14 protein-coding genes, 3 tRNA genes and 1 pseudogene are annotated in these 15,372 nt (G+C 57.1%); 12 read left to right on the top strand and 6 right to left on the bottom strand.

Features of this window, described 5'->3' with window-relative positions; all coding sequences use genetic code 11:
- Positions 1-227 precede the first annotated feature (227 nt).
- The 11 genes and pseudogenes from BLT50_RS19070 (at position 228) to BLT50_RS15540 (ending at position 8,393) form a co-directional block, all read left to right on the top strand.
- A complete protein-coding gene (locus BLT50_RS19070; protein WP_139170544.1) occupies positions 228-422 on the top strand; it encodes a hypothetical protein in 195 nt (64 codons plus the stop codon).
- Positions 422-784 (top strand): hypothetical protein, encoded by a 363-nt coding sequence (locus BLT50_RS15585; RefSeq protein WP_090029640.1) that lies wholly within the window; start codon positions 422-424, stop codon positions 782-784. The genes BLT50_RS19070 and BLT50_RS15585 overlap by 1 nt, the downstream gene beginning before the upstream one ends.
- The gene (locus BLT50_RS15580; RefSeq protein WP_090029639.1) at positions 781-2,292 is read left to right on the top strand and encodes a DUF3631 domain-containing protein; all 1,512 of its coding nucleotides are present in this window, start codon (positions 781-783) and stop codon (positions 2,290-2,292) included. Before BLT50_RS15585 ends, BLT50_RS15580 begins: the two co-directional genes overlap by 4 nt.
- A gap of 50 nt (positions 2,293-2,342) precedes the next feature.
- Positions 2,343-2,419 (top strand) — tRNA-Ile (locus BLT50_RS15575).
- Positions 2,420-2,425: 6 nt separating this feature from the next.
- Positions 2,426-2,509: transfer RNA gene (locus BLT50_RS15570), tRNA-Leu, on the top strand.
- Between the two features lie 243 nt (positions 2,510-2,752).
- Positions 2,753-3,547, top strand: a complete 795-nt coding sequence (locus tag BLT50_RS19065; RefSeq protein WP_139170543.1) for a hypothetical protein — start codon at positions 2,753-2,755, stop codon at positions 3,545-3,547.
- A gap of 72 nt (positions 3,548-3,619) precedes the next feature.
- Positions 3,620-4,279, top strand: a pseudogene (locus tag BLT50_RS15560) (IS5 family transposase); the annotation flags it as partial.
- A 208-nt stretch (positions 4,280-4,487) separates the two neighbouring features.
- Complete coding sequence (locus BLT50_RS15555; RefSeq protein ID WP_090029637.1) at positions 4,488-5,918, top strand: UbiA family prenyltransferase; 1,431 nt, start codon at positions 4,488-4,490, stop codon at positions 5,916-5,918.
- Positions 5,915-6,337: a GtrA family protein gene (locus BLT50_RS15550; protein ID WP_090029636.1), complete on the top strand. Its 423-nt coding sequence runs from the start codon at positions 5,915-5,917 to the stop codon at positions 6,335-6,337. The genes BLT50_RS15555 and BLT50_RS15550 overlap by 4 nt, the downstream gene beginning before the upstream one ends.
- Positions 6,338-6,396: 59 nt before the next feature.
- Positions 6,397-7,659: an FAD-binding oxidoreductase gene (locus BLT50_RS15545; protein ID WP_245723410.1), complete on the top strand. Its 1,263-nt coding sequence runs from the start codon at positions 6,397-6,399 to the stop codon at positions 7,657-7,659.
- Positions 7,656-8,393 (top strand): SDR family oxidoreductase, encoded by a 738-nt coding sequence (locus BLT50_RS15540; RefSeq protein WP_090029634.1) that lies wholly within the window; start codon positions 7,656-7,658, stop codon positions 8,391-8,393. Before BLT50_RS15545 ends, BLT50_RS15540 begins: the two co-directional genes overlap by 4 nt.
- Positions 8,394-8,614: 221 nt before the next feature.
- On the opposite strand, the gene BLT50_RS19060 is transcribed toward BLT50_RS15540, so the two are convergent.
- Positions 8,615-9,949, bottom strand: coding sequence for a hypothetical protein (locus tag BLT50_RS19060; RefSeq protein ID WP_139170542.1), 1,335 nt, complete (start codon positions 9,947-9,949; stop codon positions 8,615-8,617).
- Positions 9,950-10,339: 390 nt separating this feature from the next.
- Here BLT50_RS19060 and BLT50_RS15535 point away from each other — a divergent pair, with 390 nt between their 5' ends.
- Positions 10,340-10,879 carry a hypothetical protein gene (locus tag BLT50_RS15535; RefSeq protein WP_090029633.1) on the top strand — a complete coding sequence of 180 codons (540 nt, stop codon included), beginning with the start codon at positions 10,340-10,342 and terminating at the stop codon, positions 10,877-10,879.
- Between the two features lie 391 nt (positions 10,880-11,270).
- Here BLT50_RS15535 and BLT50_RS15530 read toward each other — a convergent pair.
- The 5 genes from BLT50_RS15530 to BLT50_RS15510 form a co-directional block, all read right to left on the bottom strand.
- A tRNA-Arg gene (locus BLT50_RS15530) sits at positions 11,271-11,347 on the bottom strand.
- A 109-nt stretch (positions 11,348-11,456) separates the two neighbouring features.
- Entirely contained in the window at positions 11,457-11,660 is a 204-nt protein-coding gene (locus tag BLT50_RS15525; protein ID WP_090029632.1) for a hypothetical protein, read from the bottom strand.
- A gap of 114 nt (positions 11,661-11,774) precedes the next feature.
- A complete protein-coding gene (locus tag BLT50_RS15520) occupies positions 11,775-13,160 on the bottom strand; it encodes a sensor histidine kinase (protein WP_090029631.1) in 1,386 nt (461 codons plus the stop codon).
- Positions 13,161-13,179: 19 nt separating this feature from the next.
- The gene (locus BLT50_RS15515) at positions 13,180-14,598 is read right to left on the bottom strand and encodes a dihydrolipoyl dehydrogenase family protein (protein WP_090029630.1); all 1,419 of its coding nucleotides are present in this window, start codon (positions 14,596-14,598) and stop codon (positions 13,180-13,182) included.
- A gap of 3 nt (positions 14,599-14,601) precedes the next feature.
- The gene (locus BLT50_RS15510; protein ID WP_090029629.1) at positions 14,602-15,342 is read right to left on the bottom strand and encodes a TVP38/TMEM64 family protein; all 741 of its coding nucleotides are present in this window, start codon (positions 15,340-15,342) and stop codon (positions 14,602-14,604) included.
- Positions 15,343-15,372: the final 30 nt, after the last annotated feature.

Genomic DNA, 15,372 nt, shown 5'->3' with positions numbered 1-15,372 from the left:
GTCATCGCCCGCCTTTGCTCGCGCCACAGGGTGATCGTCTGCAGGGACAACACCCAGTGGATCCTGCAACGGCGCAAGAAAGGTGGCGCGGAGCGGCCTTGGCGGTCCCTGCAATACTGTCGCACACGGACCGCGCTGGTGCGCCTCTGCGCCAGCCTGTGCGCGCGTGTTGACCCGGCTGCCTGGGCCGTGCTCGCAACTTTGCCCGAACATTTTGGAGGATCGCTATGAGCCAGAAATGGAAACGGCCCGGCGGTGCGCGGCAACGCACCACCGAGGCCGAAAGTTGTCACATGGGATTGACATGGGAAGAATACACCAAAAGACGCGACCTGCAAACACGACGTTTACAGCAGCGCCACGGCTTGGACGCCCATACCGCACGTCTGATCGCCAGCCTCTGCTTCGGGGAGGGCCGGTGATGAGCAACATGACACCTGATGTCCGTCTGCGCCTTGGTTGGGCCGAGGCGGCTGTCTTTGCCCTTGAGCAGTGCGAGCTGACGCACGCAAATGCGATCTGCACGGCATGGCTGGAGGCCGTTGAGACCGGCGGACCGCGCCATGATCCGTTCGGCACGCTCTACGCGGATGCCCGGTATTGGGCTTTGGCGGCGCCACCGCACGAGCTGGTCGCCTACACCCTGACAGGGATGGAGCGGGCCCCGAAGGCCCTGCTGCCCCTGCCCTTCCGAAAGAACGTGTTCAAGGCCCTGTGGCGCGGGTTCCCCGATGCCGAGCGTGCCGCCTTCCTCAAGGCCGTGACGAAAGGAGGCCGCGCATGATGGACGGAGATGATTGGGACGACCTGCCCAAGGTCGAAGATACAAGTTCGGTCGATGCGCAGGCGGAAATCCAGAGGCTGGCGGGGTTGTCCCCCGCCGCCTATGAAACCGAGCGCAAGAACGCAGCAATCCGACTGGGCTGGCGTGCGTCCGTTCTGGATAGAGAGGTTGAGAAAGCCCGTCCACGCGATCTGGACAAGGATGAAGGCAAGCCTGCAGACCTGATCGAAGAGCTGGAGCCGTGGCATGACCCGGTCGAGGGCGCATCCCTCGCCGAAGAAATCCGGGACCGGCTGCGGGCGCATGTCGTCTTTGGCACCGATGCGGATGTGGATTGCGCAACGCTCTGGGTTCTTGGCACCTACCTGATGGACACGTGGCGGCTGTGGCCGCGCCTGCTCATCACCAGCCCGACGCGGGCCTGTGGCAAGTCCACCCTGCTCGAAGTGATCGATGCCTTGGCGCATCGCGGCTTCATCGTCTCGAATGCCAGCTCGGCCGCCATCTTCCGCGCCATCGAAGCCTGGAAGCCAACCCTGCTTCTGGACGAGGCCGATACGTGGATGAAGCAGAACGAGGAACTGGCCGGGATCCTGAACTCCGGCCATAGCCGCCGCGCCGCCCGCGTGATCCGGGTACAGGAGATCAATGGCGAGCACGTTCCGACGCCCTTCTCGACCTGGTGCCCGATGGTGATCGCCGGGATCGGCAGCCAGCGCGACACCCTGATGAGCCGGTGCATCCTCATCGGCCTCCGCCGCAAGCTGCCCGAGGAAACGGTCGACCGCATGCCGGTCGATCTTCACGAGCAGATGCTGCGCGTCCGTCGCCAGATCGCGCGATGGGCGGCAGACACGGCCATTCGCATTGGCGCCATGGCAGACGAGCCGCCTGTCTGTGGCAATGACCGGCTGCAGGACAACTTCACGCCCCTGTGGCGCCTGGCAGCTGCCCTGGGCGGCGCGTGGCCAGACCGCATCGCCACGGCCTACGCAGGCCAATCGCAGTCTCAGGACGACAGCGAGGAACCGGCAGGCGTGATGATGCTGCATGACATTGCCGAGCTGTTCGCCACCCGGACGGGGCGACCGGATCGGATTGCGTCTTCAGAGATCGTCGCAGACCTCATAGGCCTCGAGGATCGCCCCTGGGCCGAATGGCGGCATGGCAAGCCGCTGACCTCGACGACCGTTGCCAAGTTGATGAAACCATTCGGCATCAAGGCGAAGGTTCTCAAGCTGAATGGCACCTCGACCCGTGTCTACCTGCGGTCCGAGGTGGAGGCGGCGGCCGCCCGGTACACGGCATCAAAGTGTAACCCCGTAACCCTGCAACAAAATCAACAGGTTAGCGGGACACCGAAGCGTAACCCCGATCCAGAGGTTACACTTGCGCAGTCAGATAACCCATTGAAATCAAATACAGGTTACGGGGTTACACTTTCGGACCCGGGGGCGATGAGCACGACTGCGCCGGACGACCCTTTCGATCCAGATGACTGGAAGTGAAAACGCAGGCGTGACAGCGCTATTGCCTCAGACTACAACGCCGCGTGCGTGGGCCCGTAGCTCAATTGGTTAGAGCAGAGCGCTCATAACGCTTTGGTTGCGGGTTCAAGTCCTGCCGGGCCTACCACGCGGCGCCCCCTTGGCGGAATGGTAGACGCATGGGACTTAAAATCCCTGGCGTTCGGGCGTCCCGGTTCAAGTCCGGGAGGGGGCACCAAATCGAAACACCCTGAATACCGGCCGCAAGACGGAGGCAGGATTATCTTTGGGTTGGATAATTCAGTTGATTAGTTATTCTTCATCAGGGCGCCGTTGGGATTCTTCAAAAGCCACCGTTAGCAAATGCCGCAGGGTACCTAGGTGTTCAGTCCCAGCATATGGTGGATAGGATTTAGGATATAAAACCTTGTCTAGTAATCATATCATAATCACAGGTACCGGGAGAGCCGGGACCAGCTTTTTGGTAGAATACCTACATGAATGCGGCTTTGAAACGCGCTTGCGGAAAAACCCTTCTAGCAAATTAGATGCAGATGCTAACGCGGGACTTGAGAATTATCCACTTCCGGAAAATATCGGCAAGTTACCATACGTAATTAAATCGCCGTGGATAATCTTTGATCCTGACTTGGCCTTGTCACACGAAGGGCTTTCAATTGATGCGGTGATTATTCCTATGCGTTCACTGAATGATGCCGCGTCCAGCCGCGTAACTATTGAAAGGGTAGCTGCTCACAAAAAGCATCCCTGGATGAAGACTCTTTCGAGAAGTTGGGAGCACTGGGCCCAGACACCCGGCGGTATGGTCGTGCCATTTAACGTCGAGGATGAAAAACGTGTTCTGGCAGTTGGTTTTCATGATCTTGTACAGTACTGTGTTACCAAAGATATTCCTTTTGTATTTCTTGATTACCCTCGGTTCATTTATGATGCGGAATATTTGTTCCATTCGTTGTCTAACGTAATAGATTTAGAATATGAGATTGCTATACGTGCGCAGAAAAAGCTAGCGGACCCTTCACGTGTACGCAGCGGTAGAGAACTCGGGGGCGAAGCCCCTCAGTCTAATGATTTGGAATTTGCAGCTTTAAAAAGGCTGTTACTGCAGAGCAGAAATGAACTGAAAATCTACCAGGAGGAGATTAATCGCATGAGGGAAGAGCTTTCTGCAGCTAATAGATCTAGCGAGCATGCTCGGAGATACCCTTGGAAATATCTTCTTGAAGCTTGGAAAGCTCGTGTCAGAGGCTCCTAGGCCCGGGACCCATCAATTGTCTTGAGTATTGCACTGCTGCGTGATTCAAACTCCCAAACTGATGGGAGTATGGTGAGCAATCTTTTCTGGCTGACCGACGAGAAGATGCGCGGTTATAGCTTTTCTTTCCAAAGAGCCATGACGAACCACGGGTCGACGACCGGCGTGTCCTGAGCGGGATAATCTTCATCAATCGCAATGGCTTACGTTGGTGCGATGCGCCGAAGGAATATGGCCCACCCAAGACGCTCTACAATCGCTGGAAGTGCTGGAGTGAGATGGGCGTGTTCGCCCGGATCTTCGAGGGACCGGCCACTGAGGCGACGGATCAAAAGCCTATCATGATCGATGCAACCTATTTGAAAGCCCACCGCATGGCATCCAGCCTGCGGGGTAAAAGGGGTGGCGCGGACGACTGATCGGGCGAACCAAGGGCGGTATGAACCGATGACCGGCAGGGCATCGCGTAGCAATGTCCCGAGAGAGGCCAAGTTGCATGCTGTCACCGATACCGCCGGGCACCCCATTCGGTTCTTCATGACTGCCGGCCAGGTCAGCGACTACACCGGAACGGCGGCGCTACTGGCCGATTTTCCGAAGGCCGAATGGCTTCTGGGAGATCGCGGATATGACGCAGACTGGTTCCGCGAGGCCTTGAAAGACAAAGGGCTACAACCCTGCATCCCAGGCAGGAAGTCGAGCGGCAAGTCTGTCAAATATGACAAGCGCCGCACTACCACCCTTCCTCAGTGCCCCCTTTGCGCATCATTGGTCCGCTAAGACAAATCCAAAATAAGTGCAAACTGGACCATGTAATGCTATCGGCCTATCTAAAAAATTAGCTCAGTTCGAGTGGCGCGTCGAAGGCCTTTTTTGCTATGATAAAAACTGCCCACAATCAGCGGCTTGAAGCAGACCGATAGAAAGCAGCGGAGTATTATTGCCTTCTGAAACCCATGAAATCCTTATCGTCGATCTGGACGGGACTCTGCTTCGGAGTGACATGCTCTTTGAAAGCTTCTGGTCCGCGTTTGCTAGGGACTGGCGCAGCCCATTCCTGTCTGTCGCGGCGCTGACCGATGGTCGGGCCTCCCTCAAACGATATCTCGCGATCACATCTGCGGTAGAAACGGATACCCTCCCATTTGATAAAGAGGTAATCGCCTTTGTCCAGGCTTGGCGTGAGTCCGGAGGAAAGACAGCGCTTGTGACGGCAAGCGACCGTGATTTCGCGGACGCTATTGCCGCGCAACTTGGCATCTTCGACGAAGTGCATGGCTCTGACGGCAAGCTGAATCTGAAAGGTGACAATAAAGCGCTGTTCCTCGAAGAGAGGTTCGGCCCCAAGGGCTTTGCCTATATGGGCGACGCCAAGGCGGATATACCGGTGTGGCAACGATCGGCGAAGGCCATCACCGTCAATGCCTCGGATAGCCTGCGGCGAAAGGCCGAGGACGTTTGCGAGAATGCCGAGCACCTTGTTACCGATACCAAATCGTTTAAGCCCTACATCAAGGCGGTGCGCCCACATCAGTGGCTGAAAAATATTCTCGTCTTTTTGCCTATGCTGGCAGCGCATCAGTTGGACAACCAGACCTTCCTCTTGACGCTGCTCGCCTTCGTTTGCTTCAGCCTCGTGGCCTCAAGCGTCTACGTACTGAATGACCTTCTCGATCTCGCCGCGGATCGCGCTCACCCGCGCAAGAGAATGCGCCCCTTCGCCTCAGGCAGCCTCCCGATTGCCCATGGCACTTGGATGGCGGCAGGCCTGCTCATTCTGGGTGGCACCCTTGCGATCGGCATAAGCCCAGTCTTCTTTCTGGCGATGGTCATCTATTACTTTCTGACAATGGCCTATTCCCTGTATTTTAAACGTGCGCTCGTTATCGATATATGCGTACTGGCAGGGCTCTATACCATCCGGATTATTGCAGGCGGGGCCGCCACAGGCATTACGCTGTCGATCTGGCTACTTGCATTCTCGGTTTTCTTCTTCCTGTCGCTTGCGGCCGTCAAACGTCAAGCTGAGCTGATCGACAGCGCCAAGCGAGGGAATCTGAAGGCCAGTGGGCGCGGATACCACGTGGAAGACCTCCCGATCATCTCTATGATAGCGATCGGTGCAGGCTACGTTTCGGTGCTGGTTATGATACTCTACGTCAACTCCCCTGCCGTGGTGGAACTCTATAGATATCCACAAGCGCTATGGGGCGTCTGCGCAGTCTTGCTTTACTGGATCACACACACCGTGATGGTGACCCACCGTGGCGATATGCATGACGATCCAGTGGTGTACGCAGCAAAGGACCGCATCAGCCAAATATGCATGCTGATCATTCTGGGCTTTACTTTGGCAGGAGCGTTGGCATGACGCTCCAGATGCTTATTCTGCGCTATGCGGCCTTTGCAGTGGTTGCGATGATCGTGAATCTTGCGACCCAGCGGGCCATATTGCGGTTTGGGGAAACTGGCTTCCACTTTGCCTTAGCGGTTGGTGCAGGAACCGTTGTCGGGCTCGTCATAAAGTATGCGCTCGATAAACGTTGGATATTTTACGACGTAGAGGCCGGCGTGAAAAACCACAGCCGAAAGTTCTCGCTCTACACAGCCATGGGGCTTGTCACGACAGCGATCTTCTGGGGTACCGAAACTGCCTTATGGCTTATTTGGCAGACGGATATGATGCGCGAGTTGGGAGCGATCCTCGGGCTCTCGGTCGGCTATGTCATAAAGTACAACCTCGATCGGCGCTTCGTATTTACAGACCGGCAATTGGGGGCGTCCTCATGAAGCTCTCGGGCTGGGGCCGATATCCAGTGCTGGACGCACGGACATATCGGCCGCGCAGCGTGGACGCGCTGCGGGACCTGGTCCTCTCCGAGCCGCACCTTGTCGCCCGCGGCAATGGCCGTGCCTATGGCGACAGCGCCATTAACACGTCGGCCACCATAGAGACGCAGCACTTTAACCGCATGATCGCCTTCGACCCAGACACCGGTCAACTGGTGGCTGAGGCGGGTGTTCTTCTCGGCGATATCATTGCAGCCTTCCTGCCTCGCGGCTGGTTCCCGAGGGTCACGCCAGGTACGAAGTTTGTAACGATTGGCGGCGCCATTGCAGCTGACGTCCATGGCAAGAACCATCACAAAGATGGCAGTTTCCGCGCTTGCGTCGACTGGATCGATATCATGGGGGCCGATGGTGAAATACGCCGATGCTCCCGGGAAGAAGATGCTACTCTCTTCGATCATACATTGGGCGGTATGGGGCTCACTGGCATCATCCTGCGCGCGGCCATCCGACTACGCCCCGTCGAAACGGCTTGGATCCGGCAAACAACGATCGCAGCGCCAAATCTCCAGTCGGCAATGGCGGCCTTTGAGGCGGCGCAGGATGCGACTTATTCGGTGGCTTGGATTGATTGTCTTGGGGCGGGCGGCAACCTTGGACGCTCTCTTGTAATGCTCGGTGAGCATGCAGAGTGCAGTGATCTACCATCGGTGCAAGCGTGCGCATCTTTCAATATCAAGTCCAAGCGAAAGCTATCCATTCCGCTCGACTTCCCAGCATTCACTCTGAATGGCTTAATCGTGCGCGTCTTTAACAGTCTCTACTACTGGGCCGGAGCTCGAAAAAAGGGTGAGCAACTGGTCGACTGGGACAGCTATTTCTATCCGCTCGACGCGATCTTAGGCTGGAACCGTATTTACGGTCGCAAAGGCTTCGCGCAGTTCCAGTGCGCATTGCCGTTGCAGCAAGCCGAGGCTGGGCTGACCGCGCTCCTCACTGAGACGTCCAAGGCTGGGGCTGGCTCGTTCCTTGCGGTGCTCAAGCGGTTTGGCAAACAGAACAGTGCCTTCTCATTCCCGATGGAAGGCTATACGTTGGCGCTAGACTTTCCAGTTAATGCTAAATCCCTCGCCTTGCTTGAACGTCTCGACAAGATCACGGTCGACCATGGCGGCCGCTTTTATCTTGCCAAGGACAGTCGAATGACTGCTGCCACGCTGCGTGCTTCGGATCCTCGGGTCGATGGTTTCAAAGCCCAACGCAAGAGCCAAGGGCTCGCAACCCTCTTCCAATCGGCGCAATCAGAAAGGCTGGACCTATGACAAAACCCTTGGTGCTCATCCTTGGTGCGCGATCCGATATCGGTAAGGCCGTGGCCCACAAGTTTGCATCGCTTGGTTACGCGGTGCAGTTGGCCGCTCGCAACGCCTCTACCCTTGACCCTGACAAGGCCGACATAGAGTTGCGATATGCAGTACCAGTCACACTTCATGAGTTCGATGCTTTGGCGACAGAAACGCATGAAGCCTTTGTTATGGGTCTTCCTAAACTGCCGATGGTTGCGGTTTGCGCAGTTGGCCTGATGGGCCAACAAGCAGTGAACGAACGTGATATCGCAGCCGCCGTGCGCGTGATGCGGAGCAATTATGAAGGACCGGCCAGCATTATGGCAGTTCTCGCCAACAGCTTCGAAGAACGCGGTAACGGAACCCTTGTTGGTGTCAGTTCAGTTGCCGGCGAACGTGGGCGTGCCACGAACTATGTCTACGGATCGGCAAAGGCAGGCTTCACGGCCTTCCTCTCTGGCTTGCGCAACCGGCTATCTAAGCGCGGCGTTCATGTCGTGACTGTGCTCCCTGGCTTCGTAGCAACACAGATGACTGAAGGAATGGACTTGCCAGCCAAGTTGACCGCTGATCCGCGCGAGGTGGCAGACACCATTGCACGTGCAGTCGAACGAAAAAAGGACGTGATTTACGCGCGCCCAGTCTGGCGAATGATCATGCTGTTCATTAGAAACATTCCGGAGAGCATTTTCAAGAGGATGAAGATATGAGACCCTTACCGCTTACATGAACATAAGGAATTGTGCTTTCATTTCTCTATTTGGTGCTCGTCCTTATCTACTATTTTCTTATTTCTCCGTTTGGCTTGGAGAACTAAGACGGCTGCTTCATTCTAAGCACATATGGAACGATCGTCCGATTCCTTATTCGTTCTTGGCCGTATTTGGTTAAGTGCATCAAAAAGAAAAGTGTGCTTTAACATTTGCCAAACCTAGGGACGAAGGACATTGACGATGCCGCCATCCAATGAGAATAAAATAACATTTGAGCCACTGCAGAATATTTGGAAGTCAAATTCCAAACCTCGCCCATATTGTGTGCAATAGTCTCCTGAAAAGGTACCGTTACCGAGAGCAATGTAGAATTGGGACCGTGGCCTATTGTAGTTGTTTATCGTGAAAAAAGCAGTACCTTCGCCAAATAATTTTGATTTATTGTATTTAAACTCAGTTAATGCGAAAAAATTATCGAGTCCCCGATCAGCCATCATAGAGGTCGTTTCAAAAGTCCAAAATACCAAGACTACCGAACCACAGAGACGAAGAATAGATTGTGGAAAATTGATCTTCACTTGAGCCAGCACTGCGCCAAAGAAAATAACGCTCGGAAAGTAGTACCGAAACGCTGGTGGCCTGTCTCCAAGGTTTCTTGACGCTATAGCGAGAACAAATATACATAAACATCCCACCGCAAAAGGAACTAAGTCCTCTATTGGCTTGCATCGAAACCCAGCAATGTAAAGTAGAGGTATCAGGATCGTTGAGATCAAGGCGAAGGATTGCGTTGCACCAAATAATATAGCCCAAAACGATCTCTCCACAGCAAACCCGTCGAGCAAAACCGGAAAAATTAAGCTCGGTGACTGCGATATGATCTGGAAGTTCGAGCTTAATGTCGAGATGAGTTGTTCAGCCCCACCTCTTCCCCCGTGTTCTATAAGGATTGGATAGGCCAATACAGACGCCAATGCGGCAAGTATGGATGGCACCGTTCTCGATTTCAGAGCGACGACGTATATGGGAATGGCTGAAAACAGTGAAAGAGGCGATGCAAGCGACAGAAAGCAGGCAATGGTTGCTTCGTTCGACTTAAGTCCTCGATCCTCCCGCAGCGCGAGGTATCCGAAAAGACTCAATACCATCGCGCTTGGCCACAAGCTGTAGGTAAGATTATAAACGAAGGTCCTGCCAAAAAGGAAAACAACACCAATCGATAGCAGAGCGAAAGGGCTAAATCCCGTTGCCCGGAGCAATAAAACGCTCATGTAGCAAAAAATGACTAAAGCCGAAAATATGTAGATAAAAGACTGAAATACAGGAAGTGTTCCGGCCACAATGTGCGCCACGAGCTGCGCCGGAATCGATGCGTAGCCTTGATAATAGAAAAACGGCGGCAGATCGGTGTAGTTCGACCTATTGAATAGTACATTGGCGTCTTCGACTCGAAAAAAATCGAAAAAAAATCCAAAAGAGGCCATCCAAAAAGCACACGCAATAACTACAAACGTTACCATGTAACTACTAAAGACTTTTAATTGCGGCACCATTTTAACGTTTACTCCATGGGGTTTGCACAAAGAAACTGCTCGTGCCTGCAAGACACTGTGCTCTGCGCTTCGACTAAACAAGTCTAGCCGACATTCCTGAAGTGGCCTGCACTTTGAAGTCAGAGATACCTGACAAGATGGTCGTATCAAGAGGTTTTTTTACTGAATGGCCGCGGCTGACGCGAAAACTGTGGCCCTCGAAGACGGCGGATGCCGAACGTCAACTCTAGGGCCGCAACAGTCATCAGACCAAATCGCTCGGATGACCGGATCTGTCTTCAAAGCAGACCTCCGTGGTTACCTGCACAGTTTGCAGGCGCGGAGACTCTTACTTTGGCGCTCCAGTCTTTTGTGGTATTATTTTACCCCAATCAGGCAGGACTAGAGGCCATGAGCAAGCCACCCGAAAAAGCCAACACGAAAGCAGGTGTGACCTTCAATGGCACACCAGAAGGTGGACAGAAGGTCGTGGTGCCACATGAGGCCGCGCTGATGGAAATCTTCAACACATCCGACGATAAGCAGGCAGAGGCATTGACGAGGCACTGCCTGAAGACGCTGAAGAACCGAGAAGCCAGTGATGAGCATCCGGGCGAAGACGAGCGACAGTTTATGCTGTCGATCATCAAGGATCTTGAGCCACGCGATGCCGTGGAGCGAATGCTGGTCGTCCAGATGGCCGCAACGCATGTGGCGATGATCCGCTCGGCCCGGTGGCTGGCAGGCACAGAGACACTTCCACAGGTACAGGCCCACTACACCGGCTACAACAAACTGGCGCGCACCTATGCCGCCCAGGTGGAGGCGCTCCGGAAGTACCGCAACGGCGGCAGGCAGACGGTCACCGTCCAACACGTCAATGTGGAAGACGGTGGGCAAGCAATAGTGGGAAACGTTCAGCACGGGGGGAGGGTCGAGGGTGAAAGCTGACACCAACCCTATGCACAGGGCTCACATGGCGCCCAGATGCAGGGCGAAATCCAAGCGCAGCGGACAGCGCTGCAAAGCTCCTGCTGTGTTTGGTTGGGCTGTCTGCCGTATGCACGGCGCTAGAGGTGGCCATGGATCAGGTAAAAAGAACCCGGCCTATAAGCATGGCCTGCGCTCACAGGAGCTCGTCGAGATGCGAAAGGCCATCAACGAGCTCGTGCGCGAAGGGAAGGAAGTCGAGGGACTTATCAGCTGATGCAATTAGCTTGGCGTCTTGAACAAAAGTGCACTCTGTAACGCGGGAACGAGCCCTAATGGGGGACACCCCGGGGGACACGACACGCCATGTTTCAATTTTTCTTTTTATTTACAAATATTTACTGGGATTAAATGGCGGACTGGGGAGGATTCGAACCCCCGACCCCTTGATTCGTAGTCAAGTACTCTATCCAACTGAGCTACCAGTCCGTGGAGGCGGGATTTAGCCCCCCCGGCGGGGCATTGCAAGGGCGAATTCCGGTTTTTTTGCCGTTGGCCGAAAAACCCTTGGGCAGGACGGCAATTCCCGGCTTGCGGCTTACATCAGATCGTTGAGCCGGCGCTGGAGCATGCCCTTGAACGAGTCCACAGCGCCTTCGATGTCCTGGTCCGGCAGATAGGCCGTGATCTCGTCGATCGACCCGAAGTTCACGCCATCGCGTACCATCATGCCGGCAATGCCAAGGGACATGATGACGAAAAATGCGATAATTCCGCGACTCAGGGCTTGTACCAGGATCATATTGACCTCCTCGCAAACTGGGCACCCCGATATTGCCGGGGACAAAGGCCAACTCGGGGCGCAAATATGGCACGAAAGTGGTGAATCACTGCATCGAAACAGGCTGTTGCAGGCTCAGGCCGCCTCGCCCATGGGCAGGCGGATGCGGAAAACCGTGCCCTCAGGGCCGGTACGCTCCAGCGTTACCATGCCGCCATGTCCGCGGATCAGCTCGGCCGCGATCGCCAGCCCCAGCCCGGCGCCCCCTTTTCGTGCGCCGCCCTGGAACGGCGTGAACAGGTTTTCCTGCGCCTTCTTGGGCAGTCCGGGTCCGGTATCCGCCACCTCGATCACCCAGGCACCGTCCTCTTCATGGGCAGCGACGCTGATTTCCCCGCCCTCGCCCGATTGCGCGATGGCCTGGCGCGCGTTGCGCACAAGGTTCGACAGAACGCGATAAAGCTGCTCGGCGTCGGCGCGGACGATCATCCCGGTGGGCACGTCTTCGGACATCGAGATGTCGACATCGTCCCCGATGGCCAGCCGTTCGCTGTCCAGCACGTCCTCGACGATATCGGCAAGCACCACCCGCGTCAGCTTGGGCGGGGGTTCCTCTGCCTTGCCGAATGCCAGGGTGGATTCGGTCAGGTTCACCGCGCGGGTGATGGAGTTGACCAGCTTAGGCGCCATCCGGCGCACGCCGGGATCTTCGCTCATCTCGATGCGATCGACGAATAGCTGCGCCGAGGTCAGGATGTTGCGCAAGTCGTGGCTGATCTTGGCGACCGCCCCGCCAAGCTGGGCCAGCCGCTCTTTCTGTTTCAGCGCGCCGGTCAGCTCGGTTTCCATCTTTGCAAGCGCCTCTTCGGCCTCGCGCAGTTCGGTGACGCGGGCGCTGGGTTGCAGGATGCGGCGGGCGTCTTCCGGGTTGGCGGCATAGCTTTGCATTGCCCTGACCACGCCCTTGATCGGCTTGACCAGCAGGGCCCGCACGGAAAAGAACAACAGGGACGCCGTGAAGATCGAGATGACGGCCGACAGCGCCAGGATGCGCAGACCATAGTCGATCATGGCAAGGCGCAGGCCGGAGGTTTCCATGGTCACCTCGATCAGCAGACCGGCCTCGCGCACCGGGTTGCCGATGACACGGATCACACGCGCCTCCCGATCCCACAGCCGCGCCATCGCGTCACCGATCAGTTCCATCGCGGGCGGATCGCGCAGATCGAAAGTGGCATGAATGGGCTGCGGCACCGGGGATTGCAGGATCAGTTGCCGGGCTTCGTTGCGGCGCAACACGACGTTATAAACCTCGGCGTTGCGCAGCAGCTCTTCTTCGAGGTCGGGTGAAATCATGTCATCGGCCAAAAGCGCAAGCGAGGCGATCTGCGCACGTTCCAATCGGCTGAGCAGGTAATCTTCGCGAAAGCGCGCAATCGACGGGACAAAGATCAGAACCTCGGCCAGCATCACGAAGATGATGGTCAGGATCAGAAATCGTCCAGACAGGGTGCGCAGCATCGAAACCTCTAGATCCGCGTCAGGGCAGCCAGCGTTGCACCGCCCTTACCACGCGTTTGACGGTAGGATTATCAAAGAGCCGGGGCGAGAAATAGGCCCCTGCGGCGCGCTTGTTTATTTCCGCGATGGTCGGGTATGGCGCGACCATGCCGGCGACGGCCGACATTTTCAGGTTGTTGGCGATGGCGAGCGACCAGAGCGCGATCAATTCACCCGCCTGGTGGCCGACGATGGTGGCGCCGACGGGCCGCCCCCTGACCACCATGACCTTGATTGCACCGGTCATGTGGCCCGTGGCGATGGCCCGGTCGTTGTGGTGGTAATCGAACCGCGCGACTTCAAGCTTGTCGCCATGGTTCCTGCGGGCTTCGGCCTCGGTCGGGCCGACCTGCGCCAGTTCCGGGCTGGTGTAGGTGGCCCAGGGGATATGGGCGGTTTTCGCCTTTGCCGGAAGGCCGAACAGCGCCTCGCGGATGATCAGCCCGGCATGGTAGCCCGCGACATGGGTGAACTGCATCCCGCCCGCCACATCCCCGATGGCATAGACCTTGCGGTTGGTGCTGCGCAGGCGATCGTCGACCTTGATGCCCGTTTTCGTCGTTTCGATGCCTGCGGCATCCAGGTTCAGCCGGTCGATATTGGGTTTGCGCCCGACCGCGACCAGCAGGTGCGAGCCTTTGAAAACGCGACCGTCCTTGACCTCGACCTCGATCGCGCCGGCCTTCCCGCGGATTTCGGCGGCGGTTGCGTCTTCTTCGATGGCGATATCTTCGGCGCGCAGGCGGTCCAGCAAGATGGCCGCCATTTCGGGGTCGTCTTTGCCCAAGGCCTTTGCGCCCTCGATCACCGTCACTTCGCATCCGAGGCGGCGATGCGCCTGCGCCATTTCCATGCCGATGGGGCCGCCGCCGATGATCAACAGATGGTCGGGCCGGTCGCGCAGATCGAAGATGGTTTCGTTGGTGTAAAAAGGCACACCGTCAAGGCCGGGAATGGGTGGCACGAAGGGCGAAGATCCGGTGGCGATCACGATCCGGCGGGCGGTAATCTCATGCTCGCCCGCCTGCACGGTCTGCGGGCCGGTGAAGACCCCGTATTCACGGATCACCCGCACGCCCAGACCTTCGAACCGTTCCTGACTGTCAACCGGTTTGATCGTGTCGATCACCGCGGCGACATGATCCTTGGCCGCAGCGAAATCGACATCCGGCGCGACCGGCGTCACGCCCATCGCGCCGCCGGCCTGCATCGCATGGGCCGCATGCCCCGCCGCCAACAGCGCCTTGGACGGCACGCAGCCGTAATTCAGGCAGTCGCCGCCCATCTTGTGCCCTTCCAACAGCACCACGCGGGCGCCCATCTGCACGGCCCCGGCCGCGACGCTCAGCCCGCCGGAACCGGCCCCGATGACCAGCAGATCGGTCTTGATCTTTTCCATGTCTCAGATGCCTTTCCTGCCGCGCACGGCTTTCAGAACGATGGGCAGCAGCGCAAGGGCGCACAGGCCAAGGATCGGCCCCAGAACATAAGGTTCGAAAAGGATGCCCAGATCGGGGGTTTCGCCGCGTTCGAACACATCGCCCAGACCGGCACCGACCGAGGTATACACGACGCCGCCGGGAATGATTCCAAGAAACGTGGACACCGCAAAGCGAAACAGGCTGACGCCCACCAGCGCGGGCAGGATGTTCGCGACAAAGAACGGAACCGCCGGCACAAGTCGGATGAGAAACAGCATCGACCACTGGTTTTCGTCGATCCCGTCCTTGATGCGCTTGATCGTGCCGGTGCCAGTCTCCATCCGGGCGGCCAGGCGTTCGCCCAGCCCCATCCGCGCGGCCAGGAAGATGGCAATGGCGCCGATCGTCGCCGAGGTCACGTTGAGCGCGGCGCCGATCCACGTTCCGAAAAGGAACCCGCCGGTCAGCGTTGCCAGCGTAGCCCCAGGCAGCGAGAACGCGACGATCAGCACATAGACCGCCATGAAGCCCAGCGCCGTGGCCACGAAGTTGGCATCGCGGAACGCCAGCAGCGCTTCGCGATTGTCACGCAGGGTTTCGAAATTCAGCACGTCGCGCAGGGTAAATGCGCCAATTGCCGCGACCGAAAGAATGACGATCAGCGGCAGGTTCCGCATCAGCGCGGATTTCTGCGCGGGTTTTTCGGATGTCCGCTCGTTCATTTGGGTGCACCTCGGCGCTGGCTTTCCAGA

The organism is Lutimaribacter saemankumensis, from assembly GCF_900100005.1.
Taxonomy (GTDB): domain Bacteria; phylum Pseudomonadota; class Alphaproteobacteria; order Rhodobacterales; family Rhodobacteraceae; genus Lutimaribacter; species Lutimaribacter saemankumensis.
The sequence above is the reverse complement of the archived record's forward strand: the minus strand, read 5'-3'. Positions and strand labels throughout refer to the sequence as shown.